Annotated in this window: 13 protein-coding genes; 6 read left to right on the top strand and 7 right to left on the bottom strand. The window is 68.1% G+C overall.

The window, feature by feature from the left end:
• Positions 1–27: 27 nt before the first annotated feature.
• From QOL57_RS10435 to QOL57_RS10420, 4 genes are all read right to left on the bottom strand, one after another.
• Positions 28–768: a GYF domain-containing protein gene (locus QOL57_RS10435; RefSeq protein ID WP_089237180.1), complete on the bottom strand. Its 741-nt coding sequence runs from the start codon at positions 766–768 to the stop codon at positions 28–30.
• 40 nt (positions 769–808) lie between these two features.
• On the bottom strand, positions 809–1,282 hold the full coding sequence (locus QOL57_RS10430; protein ID WP_025879062.1) for a DUF494 family protein: 474 nt from the start codon (positions 1,280–1,282) through the stop codon (positions 809–811).
• A gap of 43 nt (positions 1,283–1,325) precedes the next feature.
• Positions 1,326–2,453, bottom strand: coding sequence for a DNA-processing protein DprA (dprA, locus tag QOL57_RS10425; RefSeq protein ID WP_089237178.1), 1,128 nt, complete (start codon positions 2,451–2,453; stop codon positions 1,326–1,328).
• A 132-nt stretch (positions 2,454–2,585) separates the two neighbouring features.
• On the bottom strand, positions 2,586–3,713 hold the full coding sequence (locus QOL57_RS10420) for a LysM peptidoglycan-binding domain-containing protein (RefSeq protein ID WP_089237177.1): 1,128 nt from the start codon (positions 3,711–3,713) through the stop codon (positions 2,586–2,588).
• A gap of 128 nt (positions 3,714–3,841) precedes the next feature.
• Between QOL57_RS10420 and def the strand changes: the two genes are divergently transcribed.
• From def to QOL57_RS10395, 5 genes are all read left to right on the top strand, one after another.
• Positions 3,842–4,354 carry a peptide deformylase gene (def, locus tag QOL57_RS10415; protein ID WP_089237175.1) on the top strand — a complete coding sequence of 171 codons (513 nt, stop codon included), beginning with the start codon at positions 3,842–3,844 and terminating at the stop codon, positions 4,352–4,354.
• Positions 4,355–4,476: 122 nt separating this feature from the next.
• Positions 4,477–5,400 (top strand): methionyl-tRNA formyltransferase, encoded by a 924-nt coding sequence (gene fmt / locus QOL57_RS10410; RefSeq protein ID WP_089237173.1) that lies wholly within the window; start codon positions 4,477–4,479, stop codon positions 5,398–5,400.
• A gap of 3 nt (positions 5,401–5,403) precedes the next feature.
• A complete protein-coding gene (rsmB, locus tag QOL57_RS10405) occupies positions 5,404–6,735 on the top strand; it encodes a 16S rRNA (cytosine(967)-C(5))-methyltransferase RsmB (protein ID WP_089237171.1) in 1,332 nt (443 codons plus the stop codon).
• A gap of 22 nt (positions 6,736–6,757) precedes the next feature.
• Positions 6,758–8,470, top strand: coding sequence for a glycosyltransferase family 39 protein (locus QOL57_RS10400; protein WP_089237169.1), 1,713 nt, complete (start codon positions 6,758–6,760; stop codon positions 8,468–8,470).
• A 233-nt stretch (positions 8,471–8,703) separates the two neighbouring features.
• Positions 8,704–9,879: an O-antigen ligase gene (locus tag QOL57_RS10395; RefSeq protein ID WP_176429850.1), complete on the top strand. Its 1,176-nt coding sequence runs from the start codon at positions 8,704–8,706 to the stop codon at positions 9,877–9,879.
• A gap of 25 nt (positions 9,880–9,904) precedes the next feature.
• On the opposite strand, the gene QOL57_RS10390 is transcribed toward QOL57_RS10395, so the two are convergent.
• Positions 9,905–10,711: a glycosyltransferase family 2 protein gene (locus QOL57_RS10390; protein ID WP_089237167.1), complete on the bottom strand. Its 807-nt coding sequence runs from the start codon at positions 10,709–10,711 to the stop codon at positions 9,905–9,907.
• Between QOL57_RS10390 and QOL57_RS10385 the strand changes: the two genes are divergently transcribed.
• The gene (locus tag QOL57_RS10385) at positions 10,710–11,768 is read left to right on the top strand and encodes a CDP-glycerol glycerophosphotransferase family protein (protein WP_089237165.1); all 1,059 of its coding nucleotides are present in this window, start codon (positions 10,710–10,712) and stop codon (positions 11,766–11,768) included. The two genes, QOL57_RS10390 and QOL57_RS10385, sit on opposite strands and share 2 nt — an antisense overlap.
• Positions 11,769–11,869: 101 nt before the next feature.
• Here QOL57_RS10385 and QOL57_RS10380 read toward each other — a convergent pair whose 3' ends face one another.
• Together QOL57_RS10380 and QOL57_RS10375 are read right to left on the bottom strand one after the other, a co-directional pair.
• Positions 11,870–13,411: a PH domain-containing protein gene (locus tag QOL57_RS10380; protein ID WP_089237163.1), complete on the bottom strand. Its 1,542-nt coding sequence runs from the start codon at positions 13,409–13,411 to the stop codon at positions 11,870–11,872.
• Positions 13,408–13,884, bottom strand: a complete 477-nt coding sequence (locus QOL57_RS10375) for a PH domain-containing protein (RefSeq protein WP_089237161.1) — start codon at positions 13,882–13,884, stop codon at positions 13,408–13,410. Before QOL57_RS10375 ends, QOL57_RS10380 begins: the two co-directional genes overlap by 4 nt.
• Positions 13,885–13,927: the final 43 nt, after the last annotated feature.

Below are 13,927 nucleotides of genomic sequence, written 5' to 3'. Positions count from 1 at the left end.
CCTTGGTGGGTTTGCCCGATGCGCGGCTCAGCCGTGGCATTGCGTGGGCAGATACTTGTCGTCGCTTTCGCCGCTGCATTCCCAGCGCCCGCTGTCGCGGTCGTATTCGAGCCACAGCAGGTCGCCATCCTGGCTCTTGCCCGGAACCGCCAGGGTCGCCTCGATGCCGCAGTGGCCATTGTTGAAGCGGCCGATATGCACGGCCGACAGGCCCTGGCCTGCGAATTCGTCCGCCGCCGGGAAGCCGGCGTCGTTGGCGCCCGGGCAACGGCCCTGGTCATCGGCGAAATGCTGGACCTTGTCCTTCAGCGGCTGCAGCGCCGTGATCGCGCCGGCGACCTTGGCCTTGATCGTGTAATCGTTGTAGGCCGGCAGGGCGATGGCCGCCAGGATGGCCAGGATCGGCACCACCACCAGCAGGGCCACGCCGCCGATGATGGCGGTCAACGCGCAGCCGGACAGGCCCTTCTTCGCGACCGGTGCAGCGTCCATCGGCGTGGTCGCGTAGGGCGAGGCAGGTGGCAGGGTCGGCGGCAGAGGAGCGGCAGGCGGTGGCGGCGCCACCGCGACAGTGGCGGCTGCATCGACAGCGGGCACGATCAGGCCCAGTTCGTCGACCACGTTGCGCAACGGCTGCCATTGCGGCAAGCCGTCGCGCCATACCAGGGTGTCCAGGGTGATCTGGTTGCTACGGAACAGCTCGATCAACTGTTCCGAGGGCAACGGGCCTTGCTGGCGGTTGCCTTCGGCATGGAACCACTCACTCACGGGGGACGCTCCTGAATGCGCACGGCCCCCAAGTGTACGGTCAGTGCAGGGGTTCTGGCTCGTCTACGAACATCTGCGTTTCCATCCAGGCGTAGGCCGCCTCGGCGCCGGGCTGGTTGAACAGCACCATCAGCACCACCCATTTCAGGTCGTCCAGGTCCAGTTCGTCCTGGTCCAGGGCCATTGCCCGGTCCAGCACCAGCTCGCGCTGGCCGGCATCCAGGATGCCGTGCTGTTCCAGGTACAGCAGGAAACCGCGGCATTCCACATCAAGCTTGTCCAGCTCCGGGCCGTGATAGATGCGCACCGGGCCATCGACCCGTGCCTGGGCCGCGCTTGGGCGCTGCGCTGCCAGGGCATCGAGCCATTCGAATGCCTTGTTGATCTCAGTGGGGCTGAAACCGGCCTGGATCAGGCCATTCTGCAGTGAGTCGCGGTCACGGATCAGGTCCGCATCTTCGCTGAAATAGTGTTCAAACAGGTACAACAGTACATCCAGGATGCTCTCTTTCATTGCCCCTCGGCCTGCGTCGCGCGACGCTGTGGAGGTGAAGAAACTAGGGACGTCGACAGTAGCGGCCGTGTACGCACACCACGATCCCCGCAAGTTCCATGGCCAGCAGCATGGAGGACACCTCCGACGCCGTCAATCCACACTGCGTGATCAGTGAATCCATACTGATTGGGTCGTGCCCCACCGCCTGCCACAAGCGCTGGTAGTCAGCGTCGTTCGCCCAGCATGCCGGCAGGTCCGCCGGCGCTGCCTGTTCAGTGGGGGTGGCAAGCCGGGTTTGCAAGTCCGGAAGCTGGTGGCGCAATGCCGGGGCCAGCAGTTCCAGCACTTCCTCGGGGCGTTCGACCAGGGCAACCCCTTCACGGATCAGCCGGTGGCAGCCGGCGGCGCGCGGATTGAGCACCGAACCGGGTATCGCACAGACCTCTCGGCCCGCTTCGGCCGCCAGCCGGGCGGTGATCAGGGCGCCCGAGCGTTGTGCGGCCTCGACCACCACCGTGGCCAGGGCCAGCCCGGCCACCAGCCGGTTGCGGGCGGGGAAGTGGCCCGGCCGTGCGGGCGTGCCTGGCAGGTATTCGCTGAGCACCACGCCTTCGGCGGCGATTCTTGCCTGCAGGCGGGTGTGGCTGGTGGGATAGGCGCGGTCCGGGCCGGTGCCTATTACCGCGAGCGTGCAGCCGCCTGCGTCCAGCGCCGCCTGGTGGGCGGCGGCATCGATACCTGCCGCCAATCCACTGGTCACGGCCAACCCGGCCTCGACGAAGCAGGTGGCAAACCGGGCGGCGAGGGCACGCCCGGCGGGAGTGGGTGAACGGCTGCCGACCAGGGCTACCGCGGGACGCCAGGCGATGGCCGGATCCCCGGCAGCGAACAGCGCCAGCGGCGGATTGGGTGCATCGAGCAGGAGGGGCGGGAAGGCCGGATCGTTGCAGGCCAGCAGATGATAATCCGGCTGCTGCAGCCAGCGCTGCGCAAGCGCGAGAGCGCGGGTGTCGGGACGCTCCAGCGCAGCGCATTGTTCCGGCGTGCAGCCATGGGCCCGCCAGCCTGCAACGCCCAGTGCCAACGCTGCATCCGCATTGCCGGTGGTCTGCAACAGCGCGCGCCTGGGTGCCAGGGAGCCACCGGCGATCAACAGGCGCAGCAGCGCCTCATGTCCATGCTCAGTCATCCCTCGACTATCGGCCGCACACAACAAAGGCGCCCTAGGGCGCCTTCGCGTATTGCTGTCAGGGTATCCCGGCGGTTGCCGACGGGTGTGGCCGGCACTACCTGCCGAGGCCGGGCAGGGCCCGGCGCTGGCTCATTTCGCGTCCGGATGCAGCGCGCTGTAGCCCACACGCACCGGCTTCACGCCCTGCATCACCAACGCATAGCTGACGTTGTCGAAGGTGCGGAAGACCATGGCATGCGCGGCGTACTCATCCGGCAGGCTGACCCGGCCGGCGCCCGTGCTGTTCGAGTCGTCCATCCGCGAAGACCCCGGGAACTTCATCCGGTGCGCCACGTGGCTGCCCTGGCGCCACAGCGAGAACACGGTGCCGTTGTCCACGCCCTGGGCGCGGCCAGCGGAAATCGCGATCACATCGCGCGGGCCGCCGGCGTTGAACATGTCGGTGACCGCCAGTACTCGCACGTCGACGCCTTCCACACCCGCTGCGGGCACATGCGGGAAGAACTGCAGGTCGTACGGCGTGGCCTCGACCGGTACCAAGCGGTCGCCGGCACGCACTTCACGGCCGCCGCTGGCGTTGTCCAGCGCCAGGGTCGAGGCCTCGGTCTTGCCGCCGGCCACCTGGGTGATGGTGCCGGTACCGACCTGCGCCAGTTCGTAACCCAGTACGCCGCGGCGGTGGTTGGGAGCGCTGAAGGCTTTCCAGAGGTTGCCGCTGCCCGGGGTGACGTCGCCGTTGGCGGTCAGGTCCTCGGTGGGCTTGGGCTGGGCGTAGCGCACGGTCGGGCGGACCACGGCCCAGCGCTGCCCGACCTGGGCGTCGGCCAGGCGTACATAGGCGGTCTGCCCACCGGTGGCGCGCAGGCGGTTGTCTTCCAGGCCGACCACATAGGGCAGCTGTTCGATGCTGCCGACCACGCTGAGCTGCTTCAGGAACGGCTCGACCTGGGCCAGCGGCACGCCGGTCACCGGAGCTTCCTGGCGCGGGCCGGGCTGGGCCGTCACACGGTCCAGGTAGGCCAGGCTGAGGACGTCACCGGGATAGATCAGGTGTGGATTGGCGACCTGCGGATTGGCCTGCCAGATCTCCGGCCACAGCCATGGTTTCTGCAGGAAACGTCCTGCGATGTCCCACAGGGTGTCCCCTTTGCGGACCACATAGGTGTCCGGGTGCCCGCCATTCACTTCCACGGCGGTAGCATAGGCAGCCACGGTCAGCATCGCCGCGGCGACGACCGTACGAAAACGAAGCAACATAGGTGTGAAGCCCTGATTCCCCAACAGGTCCGCGCACTATAGTCCAGAAACCGGGGCGCAAGGCAAGCGTTGGAGCTAGAATCTGCGACGTATGCCGGCGTAACCCGGCCCCAACCCCGGAAACTGCCATGGCTTTACTCCCCATCCTTGAGTTCCCCGATCCGCGCCTGCGTACCAAGGCTGCGTTGATCGATGCCGCCGAAGTGACCACGCCGGCGTTCCAGGAGCTGCTCGACAACATGTTCGAGACCATGTACGAGGCCCCCGGCATCGGCCTGGCTGCCAGCCAGGTGGACGTGCACCAGCGCTTCATGGTCATCGACGTAAGCGAAGAAAAGAACGAGCCGCGCGTGTTCATCAACCCGGAAATCGTCGCCAAGGACGGGGGGCAGGTGTACCAGGAAGGTTGTCTGTCGGTGCCCGGCATCTTCGCCGACGTGACCCGTGCCGACACCATCACCGTCAAGTTCCTGGACCGCCAGGGGCAGCCGCAGGAATTGAGCACCGACGGCCTGCTGGCGGTCTGCGTGCAGCACGAGATGGACCATCTGGACGGCAAGCTGTTCATCGATTACCTGTCGCCGCTGAAGCGCGAGATGGTCCGCAAGAAGCTGGCCAAACAGCGCAAGCACGTGGCGTGATGGTTGTTGCGGGCCGCCCTTTCGGGGTGGCCCGCGCCTGTGCGTGACGCGCGGGCTGCCTGGCGCCGGTCGACGGCGCCGTTTTTTTTCCTGCACGATTTCATCCTGCAAGTGGGGTTGCCATGAGGATTGTCTTTGCCGGTACGCCGGAATTCGCGGTGTCGTCGCTGCGCGCGGCCGCGCGTCATCACGAGGTGGTGGCTGTCTATACGCAGCCTGATCGCCCGGCCGGTCGCGGCCGTGGGCTGGCGCCTTCGCCGGTCAAGCTGGAAGCGGTCGCCCGCGGCATCCCCGTGTACCAGCCGGAAACGCTGAAGGACGAGGCGGCCCAGCAGCAGCTGCGTGACCTGCAGCCGGACCTGATGGTGGTGGTGGCCTATGGCCTGATCCTGCCCAAGGCGGTGCTGACCATTCCGACCCACGGTTGCTGGAACGTGCATGGTTCGCTGCTGCCGCGCTGGCGCGGCGCCGCACCGATCCAGCGTGCCATCCAGGCCGGTGACGAGAAGACCGGCATCTGCCTGATGCAGATGGAAGCAGGCCTGGATACGGGCCCGGTGCTGCTGCACCAGGAGCTGCCGATCGCCGCCACCGATACCGGTGGCCAGCTGCACGACAAGCTGGCCGAGCTTGGTGCGCAGGTGCTGTCCGATGGGCTGGGCCTGCTGCGCGCTGGTATCAAGCCGATCGCACGGCCGCAGCCGGAGCAGGGCGTGACCTACGCGCACAAGCTGGACAAGGCCGAGGCAAAACTGGACTGGGCGCAGGACGCAGAAGCTCTGGCGCGTACGGTGCGTGCGTTCAATCCGTGGCCGATTGCCGAGGCACTGCTGGCCGCTGAGCGCGTGCGCATCCACGGCGCGGTGGCGCTGGATGTGGCGCATGGCCAGGCACCGGGCACGGTGCTGGCCGCTGGCCGCGAGGGCATCGACATCGCTTGCGGGCAGGGCGCACTGCGCCTGCGCGTGCTGCAGCGGGAAGGCGGCAAGGCAATCACCGCCGCCGACTACCTCAATGCCCGCCGTGACCTGCGCGTGGGGGTTTGACGGGTGAGCAAGGCAAACGATTTTTCCATCGCCAAGGCGGCGCCGGGCGCGGCTACCCGCATGCTGGCAGCGCGCGTGCTGGCGCAGGTGTTCACCCGTGGTCGTTCGCTCAAGGCGGAACTGGCCTGGGCGCTGCCCAAACTGGCCGACACCCGCGACCGTGCGCTGCTTGAAGCGCTGTGCTTTGCGGTGCTGCGCCGTCGCAGCACCTATGACACCGCCCTGCAGGGATGGATGCAGAAGCCGCTGTCCGCACGCGATGCCGACCTGCGCACGTTGCTGATGGTGGGCTTCGCCCAGCTGGATGTGCTGGAACTGCCGGCCCATGCGGCGCTGTCGGCCACGGTCGATGCTGCGCGCGCACTTGGCCGTGAACGCCAGGCTGGCCTGGTCAACGCGATCCTGCGCCGGGCCCAGCGCGAGGGCTTCCCCGAACAGCCGGCACGCGACGCATTTCCGGTCTGGCTGGCCGAGGCCGTCGAACGCGACTGGCCGGCACAGGCCGAGGCGATCTTCGCTGCCAGCCTGCAGCCGGCGCCGTTGTGGCTGCGTGCCAACCGCCAGCAGGGCGGGCGCGACAAAGTGATGGCGGCCCTGGCCGAGGCCGGCATTGCCGCCGAAGCCAGCCCGCTGAGCGCCGATGCGCTGCGACTGGCCGCGCCGGTTCCGGTGAACCAGTTGCCCGGCTTCGGCGAGGGCCTGTTGTCGGTGCAGGATCTTTCGGCGCAATGTGCTGCCGACGCGCTGGCGCCGCCGACCGGCAGCCGTGTGCTCGACGCGTGTGCCGCCCCGGGTGGTAAGGCTGCGCACCTGCTTGAGCGCGACCCCAGCCTGCGACTGCTGGCGCTGGATATCGATGCCCGTCGCCTGGCGCGCGCCAAGGATACGTTCGCTCGCACCGGCGTGGGCGAAGGTGCCGAGGTCCTGGTGGCCGATGCCAGCGATCCGGGGGCATGGTGGGACGGCGTTCCGTTCGACGCGATCCTGCTGGATGCACCGTGCTCGGCCACCGGCGTCATCCGCCGGCAGCCGGACGTGATGTTCCATCGCCGTGCGGAAGACATCGATGCGCTGGTCGGCATCCAGGCCCGGTTGCTGGAAGCCTGCTGGTCGATGCTGCGCCCCGGCGGTGTGCTGCTGTATGCCACCTGCTCGATCCTGCGCGCGGAAAACGTCGATCAGGTAAAGGGCTTCCTGAAGTGGCACGCGGATGCGGAAGCGGTCGCGCTGGGTGACGCATTTGGTCTGGACTGTGACGGTATCGCACGCCAGCGCCTGCCCGGTGAAAACGATGCTGACGGATTTTTCTACGCGCGTCTGCTAAAAAAGGGCTGACCCAACCGCTGTCCGAGCCCCCATGCTGAAAACCCGTGCGTCACGCCAGACGTGGCTGTTCGTTGTGATGGCCCTGCTGGTGTTGGGTGCCGGCCTGGGACTACGCGATCCCTGGCCCTCGGACGAACCGCGCTTCGCCCTGGTTGCCAAGCAGATGGTGGACAGCGGCGACTGGCTGTTCCCGCACCGTGGGCTGGAGCTGTACTCGGACAAGCCGCCGATGCTGATGTGGTGGCAGGCCACGCTGTACAGCGTGGTCGGCAACTGGCGTGTGGCGTTCCTGCTGCCCTCGTTGATCGCCGCACTCGGCACGCTGTGGTGCGTGGTCGATCTGGGCCGGCGCCTGTGGACACGCAAGGTTGGCCTGTACGCCGGTTGGGCGCTGCTGTTCGCCCTGCAGTTCACCTTCCAGGCGAAGAAGGCGCAGATCGACCCGCTGGTGGTGTTGTTCATCACCCTGGCCAACTACGGTCTGCTGCGCCATCTGCTGCTGGGGCCCGCGTGGCGCTGGTGGTGGCTGGGCTGGTTCTTTGCCGGCATCGGGGTGATCACCAAGGGTGTGGGCGTGATCGCGCTGCTGATGATCGTGCCAGCGGTGATCGGTTCGGCGCTGCACTGGCCGCGGGTGCGGCTGCATGCACGCGACCTGCGCTTCTGGCTGGCGCCCTTGGCGTTCGTGCTGGCCATCGCGCTGTGGCTGGTGCCGATGGTGATGACCGCGCTGGCGACCCGCTCCGGCGAGTACCTGGCGTACATGGACGACATCCTGTTCCGGCAGACCGCCAAGCGCTATGCGCAATCATGGGACCACCACCAGCCCTGGTGGTACTTCCTGGGCACCATGCCGTCGATGTGGATTCCCGCCTTCCTGGCAGTGCCGTGGGCGATCCCTGCCTGGCGGCGCCGGCTGCAGCGTCGGGACGCGCGCTATCTGTTGCTGCTGGGCTGGTGGGCGCTGATCGTGCTGTTCTTCTCGATCCCCAATGGCAAGCGCGACGTCTACATCCTGCCCGCGCTGCCGATGTTCTGCCTGGCGCTGGCGCCGCTGCTGCCGGGGCTGCTGCGCCGGCGCGACGTGCAGTGGTTGCTGGGCGCGTTCACCCTGCTGCTGTCGCTGGGCACGCTGGCCGCCGGGCTGGCTGCCCTGCTGGGCAAGCCCGGCTTCGAAACGCGGCTGATGCAGACGCGGGGCATCGGCAATGGCGAGATGAACGCCCTGGCTTGGGCGGCGATGGCGATGGGAGGCTGGGGTGCGGCCAGCCTGCTGTTGTTCGGGCGCGGCCGCCGCCAGCTGGTGCTGGTCTCGACCCTCACTGGCGTCTGGGTGCTGTACAGCCTGATCGGCTATCCGGTGCTGAATGATTCAAGTTCCGCCCGTGGCCTGATGCGGCACACCGGCCAGCGTATCGGCGCCGATGCCGAGTTGGGACTGGTGGCCTGGAAAGAGCAGAATCTGTTGATGGCCGACCGCCCGGCGGCAACCTTCGGTTTCAACGAGCCTTGGGATGCACAGCTGGCCATGGCCGTGGAATGGCAGCAGTTGGCACCCCGGCGCCGCTGGTTGCTGGTCCACGAAGACGCGCTGCTGCCGTGCATCGACCGCAGTCGTGCCGAACTGGCGGGAATCGCCAACCGCCGCCGCTGGTGGCTGGTGCCGGCCGTTGCGGTGCAGGGCCGGTGCGTGGCCAGCGCCGACGAGCGCGAACGCGAACGGCGATTGCAGCGTGAGGAGTAACCACTCTGGCCTGTGCTTGTCCAGACTGCCCAAGCGGCGCCAAAGGCAGTAAAACGTCAACGTGGGATCGGCCGTGCCGGCGATCCCGTTCATTCCGCAGGATCGCAGCGAAACCTTTCGACGTGGCAGTTTCACAGCACAACCTGGAATCCACGGCCGGCGATCTGCTGGGCCCACCTGTTGGTGGTCGCCCGCGCGCTGCGCACTGGTTGGCGCAGATCGGCCTGTTCTGCATGCCGGCGCTGGTGCTGACCATCCCGATCAACCTGCTGCCGTATGGCCTGGTGTTGCTGGTCACGACGCTGATGGCGCCGGAACTGCTGTGGCGTGCGCGGCACATGGATGCCCAGCCGATCAGGGTGCTGACCTGGCTGACGCTGGCGGTGCTGGCCCTGGGTGTGCTCTCGATGGTGGTGTTCGAGCACGGCCTGCGCAATGTCGACAACCGCTCGAGATTCCTGGTGATCCCATGGATCGCGGTATGGGTCTGCGCGTTGCGGCCGGACATGCGCTGGTTGTGGCGTGGTGCGTTCGCCGGCCTGCTGGGTACCTTCGCGCTGGCGCTGTTGCAGGTACTGGGAGGCGCGCCGCGCGCGGAACTGTCCACCAACGCGATCGTGCTCGCCGACATCGTGGTGATGCTGATGGTGCTGCTGGTGTTCTGCCGGCCCTCGCGACGCTGGTCGCTGGTGATCGTCGGCACCGCCGCCGGTTGCGGAACCATCGTCCTCACCGGCAGCCGTGGCGTGTTTGCAGCGCTGCTGGCGTTGCTGGTGGTGCTGGCACTCAGCCTGCGCTGGCGCACCGGCGTGGCGCGCCTGTCGGTGCTTGCCGGCATGCTGGCCATCGCTGCGACCCTGCTGCTGTCGGTACCCGAACTGCGCCATCAGGTCCGCCTGACGGAACTGCACAGCGATGTGCAGCGCATGGAACAGGGCGACAGCGACTCATCGGCGGGGGCTCGGGTCGAGCGCCTGCAGGTGGCGTGGGATACCTTCCTCGATCACCCGCTGATCGGGGTAGGCGTCGGCCACTTCGACAACGCCATGCAACGGGTACCGATCTGCCGCGAGGATCCGCAGGAGAAACGCTGCCACCTTGGCCATGCCCACAACGACGTCGCCGAATGGGCCGCTACCCAGGGCGTGCCCGGCCTGCTGCTGTTGCTGGCCGTGTATGGCGTGCCCCTGTGGGTGTTCGTGCGCCTGCACCGGCGCAGTGGGCACACCACCTTCCGTGGCCCGGCTGCCGCCGGCGTGATGGTGGTGGTGTCCTACATCCTGTGCGGACTGACCCAGTCGATGTTCGCGCATCAGATGACCGCCAGCTTCTACGTCACCATCGTCGGCCTGCTGACCGGCCTGTCGATCGTGGAAGGTGCGCGGCACCGGGCAAAGAGCGCCCGGTAGCGTCCAGCCTTGGCCGACTCCCCGTTCAGGGGGTGGGCGGGTCGGACACGGCCTGGCCGTTGCCCAGCATCCACAGCATGATGGTCTTCTGCCGCACGTAGTTGGCGCGCACATAGGCATACACAAGGCCATGCCAGCCGTCGCGGAAGCCGCCTCGGAACAGGAAACCGCGCCAGAACCGCCAGGCCGGGGCCAGCACCAGCTTGCCGAGGGTGGCCCGCTTGCCGCGCGCGAACTCGTGCTCGGCCATCATCCGCGCGTACTTCTCGGTCTTGGCCAGCTGCTGCTGCAGCGAGCGGTAAGGGAAGTGGATGAGGTCCCCGTGCAGGGTGCCGACGGAGCCATCGACGCTGGCCGCCTCATGGATCTCGCGCTTGCCGCGCCAGCCGCCGTGGCGGCGATCGAACAGGCGCAGCACCCGGTCCGGATAGGCATTGCCGTGGCGCAGGAATCTGCCGAAGTACTCCGACAGGCGCGCGAAGCGGTAACCGGCATGACCTGCAAAACCGCCGTCGCGGGCCTGCTCGATGGCCGTGCGCAGTTCCGGGCTGACGCGCTCGTCGGCGTCCAGGCACAGTGCCCAGTCGTGGCGGGCCTGCTCGACACAGAACGCCTTCTGGCTGCGGAAGCCATCGAACGGGCGCTGCAGCACGCGGGCGCCGGCCGCCTCGGCGATGGCCACCGTGGCGTCGGTGGACAGCGAGTCCACCACCACGATCTCGTCGCAGAAGGCCAGCGAGGCCAGGCAGTCGCCGATGCGCCCGGCCTCGTTGAACGCGATAATGCAGGCCGAGATGCGAGGCCGTTCGATGGGAGCGGTCGTGGAGGACATGATGGCCGGGTACCTGTTGTTTGCGACGGAGCGCTATGCGCTGCCTATTCTCGCCCCGTTGGTGCAGGCCTTGCACGCTTCCGGCCAGGAAGTGGCGGCCTGGTTCGAAGATGGTGCGGCTGGCAGCCAGCTGCCCGGCGTGCCCAACATCGGCCTGAAGCAGGCCCTGGCGATGCGTCCGCGGGCGGTGTTCAGCGCGGCCAACTGGGTGCCGACCTTCCTGTCGGGGGCCAAGGTGCAGCTGTTCCACGGCTTCAACGTGGAAAAGCGCGACAGTGCGCGTGGCCACTTCCGGGTGCGCGGCATGTTCGACCTTTACTGCACCCAAGGCCCTGCCACCACCGCGCCGTTCCGCGAGATCGCGGCACTGCAGGGGCATTTCGCCGTGGCGGAAACCGGCTGGCCGAAGCTGGACCCGCTGTTCCGCGATGATGGCGGCGACAGTGCCGCGTTGCGCAGTGCGGCCGGTGGCCGCCCAGTGATCCTGTTCGGTTCAACTTTCACCGAGCGCTTGAGTGCGGCCCCGCACCTGCATGCGCAGATCGCGGCCGACATCGCCGCCGGGCAGCACTACTGGCTGCTGACCCTGCACCCGAAGTGCCCGCCGGAACTGTTCGAGCGCTACCGCGCGCTGGCCGGCGCCAATGCGCGGTTCATCGAACCGGAACAGGTGATGGCTGCCCAGCGCGCCGCCGACGTGCTGGTATCGGACACCTCATCGATCGTTTCCGAGTTCATCGTCCAGCACAAGCCGGTGGTGACCTTCCGCAACCGCGTGCCGAAGCCGCACATGATCGATTTCGACGATCCGCAGCAGCTGCCGGCAATGCTGGCGCGCGCGCTGCATCCGGATGCGGCGTTGCAGGCGGAGATCGTGCGCTACGCCGACGCCATCCACCCTTACCGCGATGGCCTGTCCAGTGAGCGGGTGATCGCCGCGACCGAGGATTTCCTGTCCGGCGAGATGGGCGCGCTGCGTCGCAAGCCGTTTGGCAGCTGGGTGCGTGACCTGCAGATTCGCAAGGACCTGGGCTACTGGGGGCCGTCGCAACGGTGATGGATGCGCAGGGGTCAGAGCCCATTCCTGCGGAATGGGATCCGACCCCTGCACCAGTAGATCCACGCCATGCGTGGATGGTCAATTCAGCGCTCGGCCGCTCACCAGCGCAGCTTGCGCCGCGCCAGCGCGGTCGCCAGTTCTTCCATCAACGCATGTGCACGCGCCTGCGGCAGGTAGCGCAGCGCCAGCGCCACGTCGCCATGCGCACCGGCGGTGTCCAGCTGCAGGCTGGCCGTACCCAGCAGCTTGTCCAGCGGTGAGCGCTGCAGGCGCAGGCCCTGCACCTTGTCCAGCTCGGCCCAGCGCCACCAGCGCTTCCACCAGCCGCCCCGCACCGCCACGAACTGGCCATCCAGGTGCCAGCCCATCCGGGCCATCTGCCGGTGCGCGATCAACAGGCTGACCGGCAGCCAGGCCAGCAGTGCCAAGGCCGGCAGGCCACAGCGCCAGTACAGCGCGGCGGTCAGCAACGGCACCATCAGCAAGGTGGACAACGAAAGCCGCCACCATCCGCGTTGCGGTATCGGCTGCCACTGCTGTGGTGGCCATTGCAGCTGTGGCAGCAGGTGGCGCACCAGGTCGTCGCAGGTGCCCGCACCAGCCAGCGGGGCCAGTTCGCGCAGCGCGCGGTCGTCGTCGCGCGAGGGGCCACCGGCGGCGCTGTCGATGCGCAGCTGGCGCAATCCGAACCAGCGTTGCAGGGTGCTCTCGCCCAGCGTCCATGCCTGGATGCGGCGGCGAGCGACGCTGCTGCGGGTGCGGCTGAGCAGGCCGGTGGAGACGGTCAGGCGCCGTTCGCGCTCGCTGAGGGTGAAGCCGTGGTAACGCAGCAGCGTCAACACCACCGACAGCACCCGCAACAACAGCCAGCCCAGCAGCAACGCCGCGGCCAGCAGCACCAGGCCACCGGTTACCCCGGCATGCAGATGGCTGGCGTAGCCGAAGGCCTCGCGCCCGCCGCGCTGGATGGCATCGTCCATCACCGGGCGCGGTACGGTCTGGAACAGCACACCGAAGGCGGCGATCGCCAGCGCCCAGCCGCGGTTGGACAGCAGGCCCATGCGCAGCACGTCCCAGCTCGACAGGCGCAGCAGTACCTGTTCGTCGTCGGAGGGCACGACACTGGCAGCCAGCGCGTCGCCCGGCGTAGGCTCGGGCGCCTGTCCACGCTGGCGCACCAGCTGTTCCAGGGCCAACGCCTGATCCAGCCGCAGCACGCGCATCTCCGCTTCCGGACGCACACCACCGGCCGATTCCAGGCGCAGTTCGGCAACCCCGAACAACCGATGCAACGGGTTCTGCCGCACTTCCACGTTGTGGATGCGGGCAAAGGGGATCTCGCGCCGGTTGCGCGCCAGCAGGCCGCTGCGCACGGTGATCGCATCGTTGCCGATGCGATAGCGGTAACTGAGGTACTGCAGTACCGAGACCAGCACCAGCGCGGCGATGGCGGTCAGCGGGATCAACTGTGCCCACATCGGATCGCGGTCGCCGCGCTGGCCGAACACCAGCAACGCGACCAGCGGCAGGAGATAGTGGCGCAGCTGCATCAGCAGCACGAACAGCCACGACCACGGGTGCAGGCGATGCTCTTCGCCACCGCTGGGCAGCGACGGTGGCAGGGGCGGGGGCTGGCTCACAGGGCGTCGGCGTCCTGGTCGAGCTGATGGGCCAGGGTGTCACGCAGGCGCTCGGCATCGGCTTCGTCCAGGCCGTTGACGGTGACCGCACTCAGGCGGGTGCCGGCGGTGTGCACGATCAGCGTGGCCAGGCCTGCACGCCGCTCCAGCGGCCCGCGACGCAGGTCCAGGTGCTGCACGCGCGAAATGGGAATGCGGGTTTCCAGCTGCCACATCAGGTCGCGGCGCAGGCCCAGACCCTGTGCATCCAGCCGCCAGCGGGTGCGGGTCAGGCGCCGATGGCCGATCCAGGCGCCGAAGGCGAGGCCGACCAGCAGGCCCAGCGATGCAGCCCACAGTCCACCGGGAAGATCGAAGAACCACCAGACGGCCGCCAGCGGTGCGCCGGGGATGAAGAGTCCGCCGAAGGCGCCCTCCAGTGCCGCCAACCGGGCAGCGCGCCGCGGCAGGGGTTGCCAGTGGTCGAGGGGCATTTCGGCGGCAGCAACAGGCAAGGGAAGTTCAGTCACGCGGGCG

This window comes from Stenotrophomonas sp. yr243 (assembly GCF_900184195.1).
GTDB classification, from domain to species: Bacteria; Pseudomonadota; Gammaproteobacteria; order Xanthomonadales; family Xanthomonadaceae; genus Stenotrophomonas; species Stenotrophomonas lactitubi.
The sequence above is the reverse complement of the archived record's forward strand: the minus strand, read 5'-3'. Positions and strand labels throughout refer to the sequence as shown.

Bases quoted from the DNA above. Each gene is read 5' to 3' on its own strand.
- dprA (WP_089237178.1), bottom strand. From the start codon at position 2,453: ATGACTGAGCATGGACATGAGGCGCTGCTGCGCCTGTTGATCGCCGGT.
- QOL57_RS10400 (WP_089237169.1), top strand. From the start codon at position 6,758: ATGCTGAAAACCCGTGCGTCACGCCAGACGTGGCTGTTCGTTGTGATG.
- QOL57_RS10390 (WP_089237167.1), bottom strand. From the start codon at position 10,711: ATGTCCTCCACGACCGCTCCCATCGAACGGCCTCGCATCTCGGCCTGC.
- QOL57_RS10385 (WP_089237165.1), top strand. From the start codon at position 10,710: ATGATGGCCGGGTACCTGTTGTTTGCGACGGAGCGCTATGCGCTGCCT.
- QOL57_RS10375 (WP_089237161.1), bottom strand. From the start codon at position 13,884: ATGCCCCTCGACCACTGGCAACCCCTGCCGCGGCGCGCTGCCCGGTTG.
- QOL57_RS10420 (WP_089237177.1), bottom strand. From the start codon at position 3,713: ATGTTGCTTCGTTTTCGTACGGTCGTCGCCGCGGCGATGCTGACCGTG.
- QOL57_RS10395 (WP_176429850.1), top strand. From the start codon at position 8,704: ATGCCGGCGCTGGTGCTGACCATCCCGATCAACCTGCTGCCGTATGGC.
- def (WP_089237175.1), top strand. From the start codon at position 3,842: ATGGCTTTACTCCCCATCCTTGAGTTCCCCGATCCGCGCCTGCGTACC.
- QOL57_RS10430 (WP_025879062.1), bottom strand. From the start codon at position 1,282: ATGAAAGAGAGCATCCTGGATGTACTGTTGTACCTGTTTGAACACTAT.
- fmt (WP_089237173.1), top strand. From the start codon at position 4,477: ATGAGGATTGTCTTTGCCGGTACGCCGGAATTCGCGGTGTCGTCGCTG.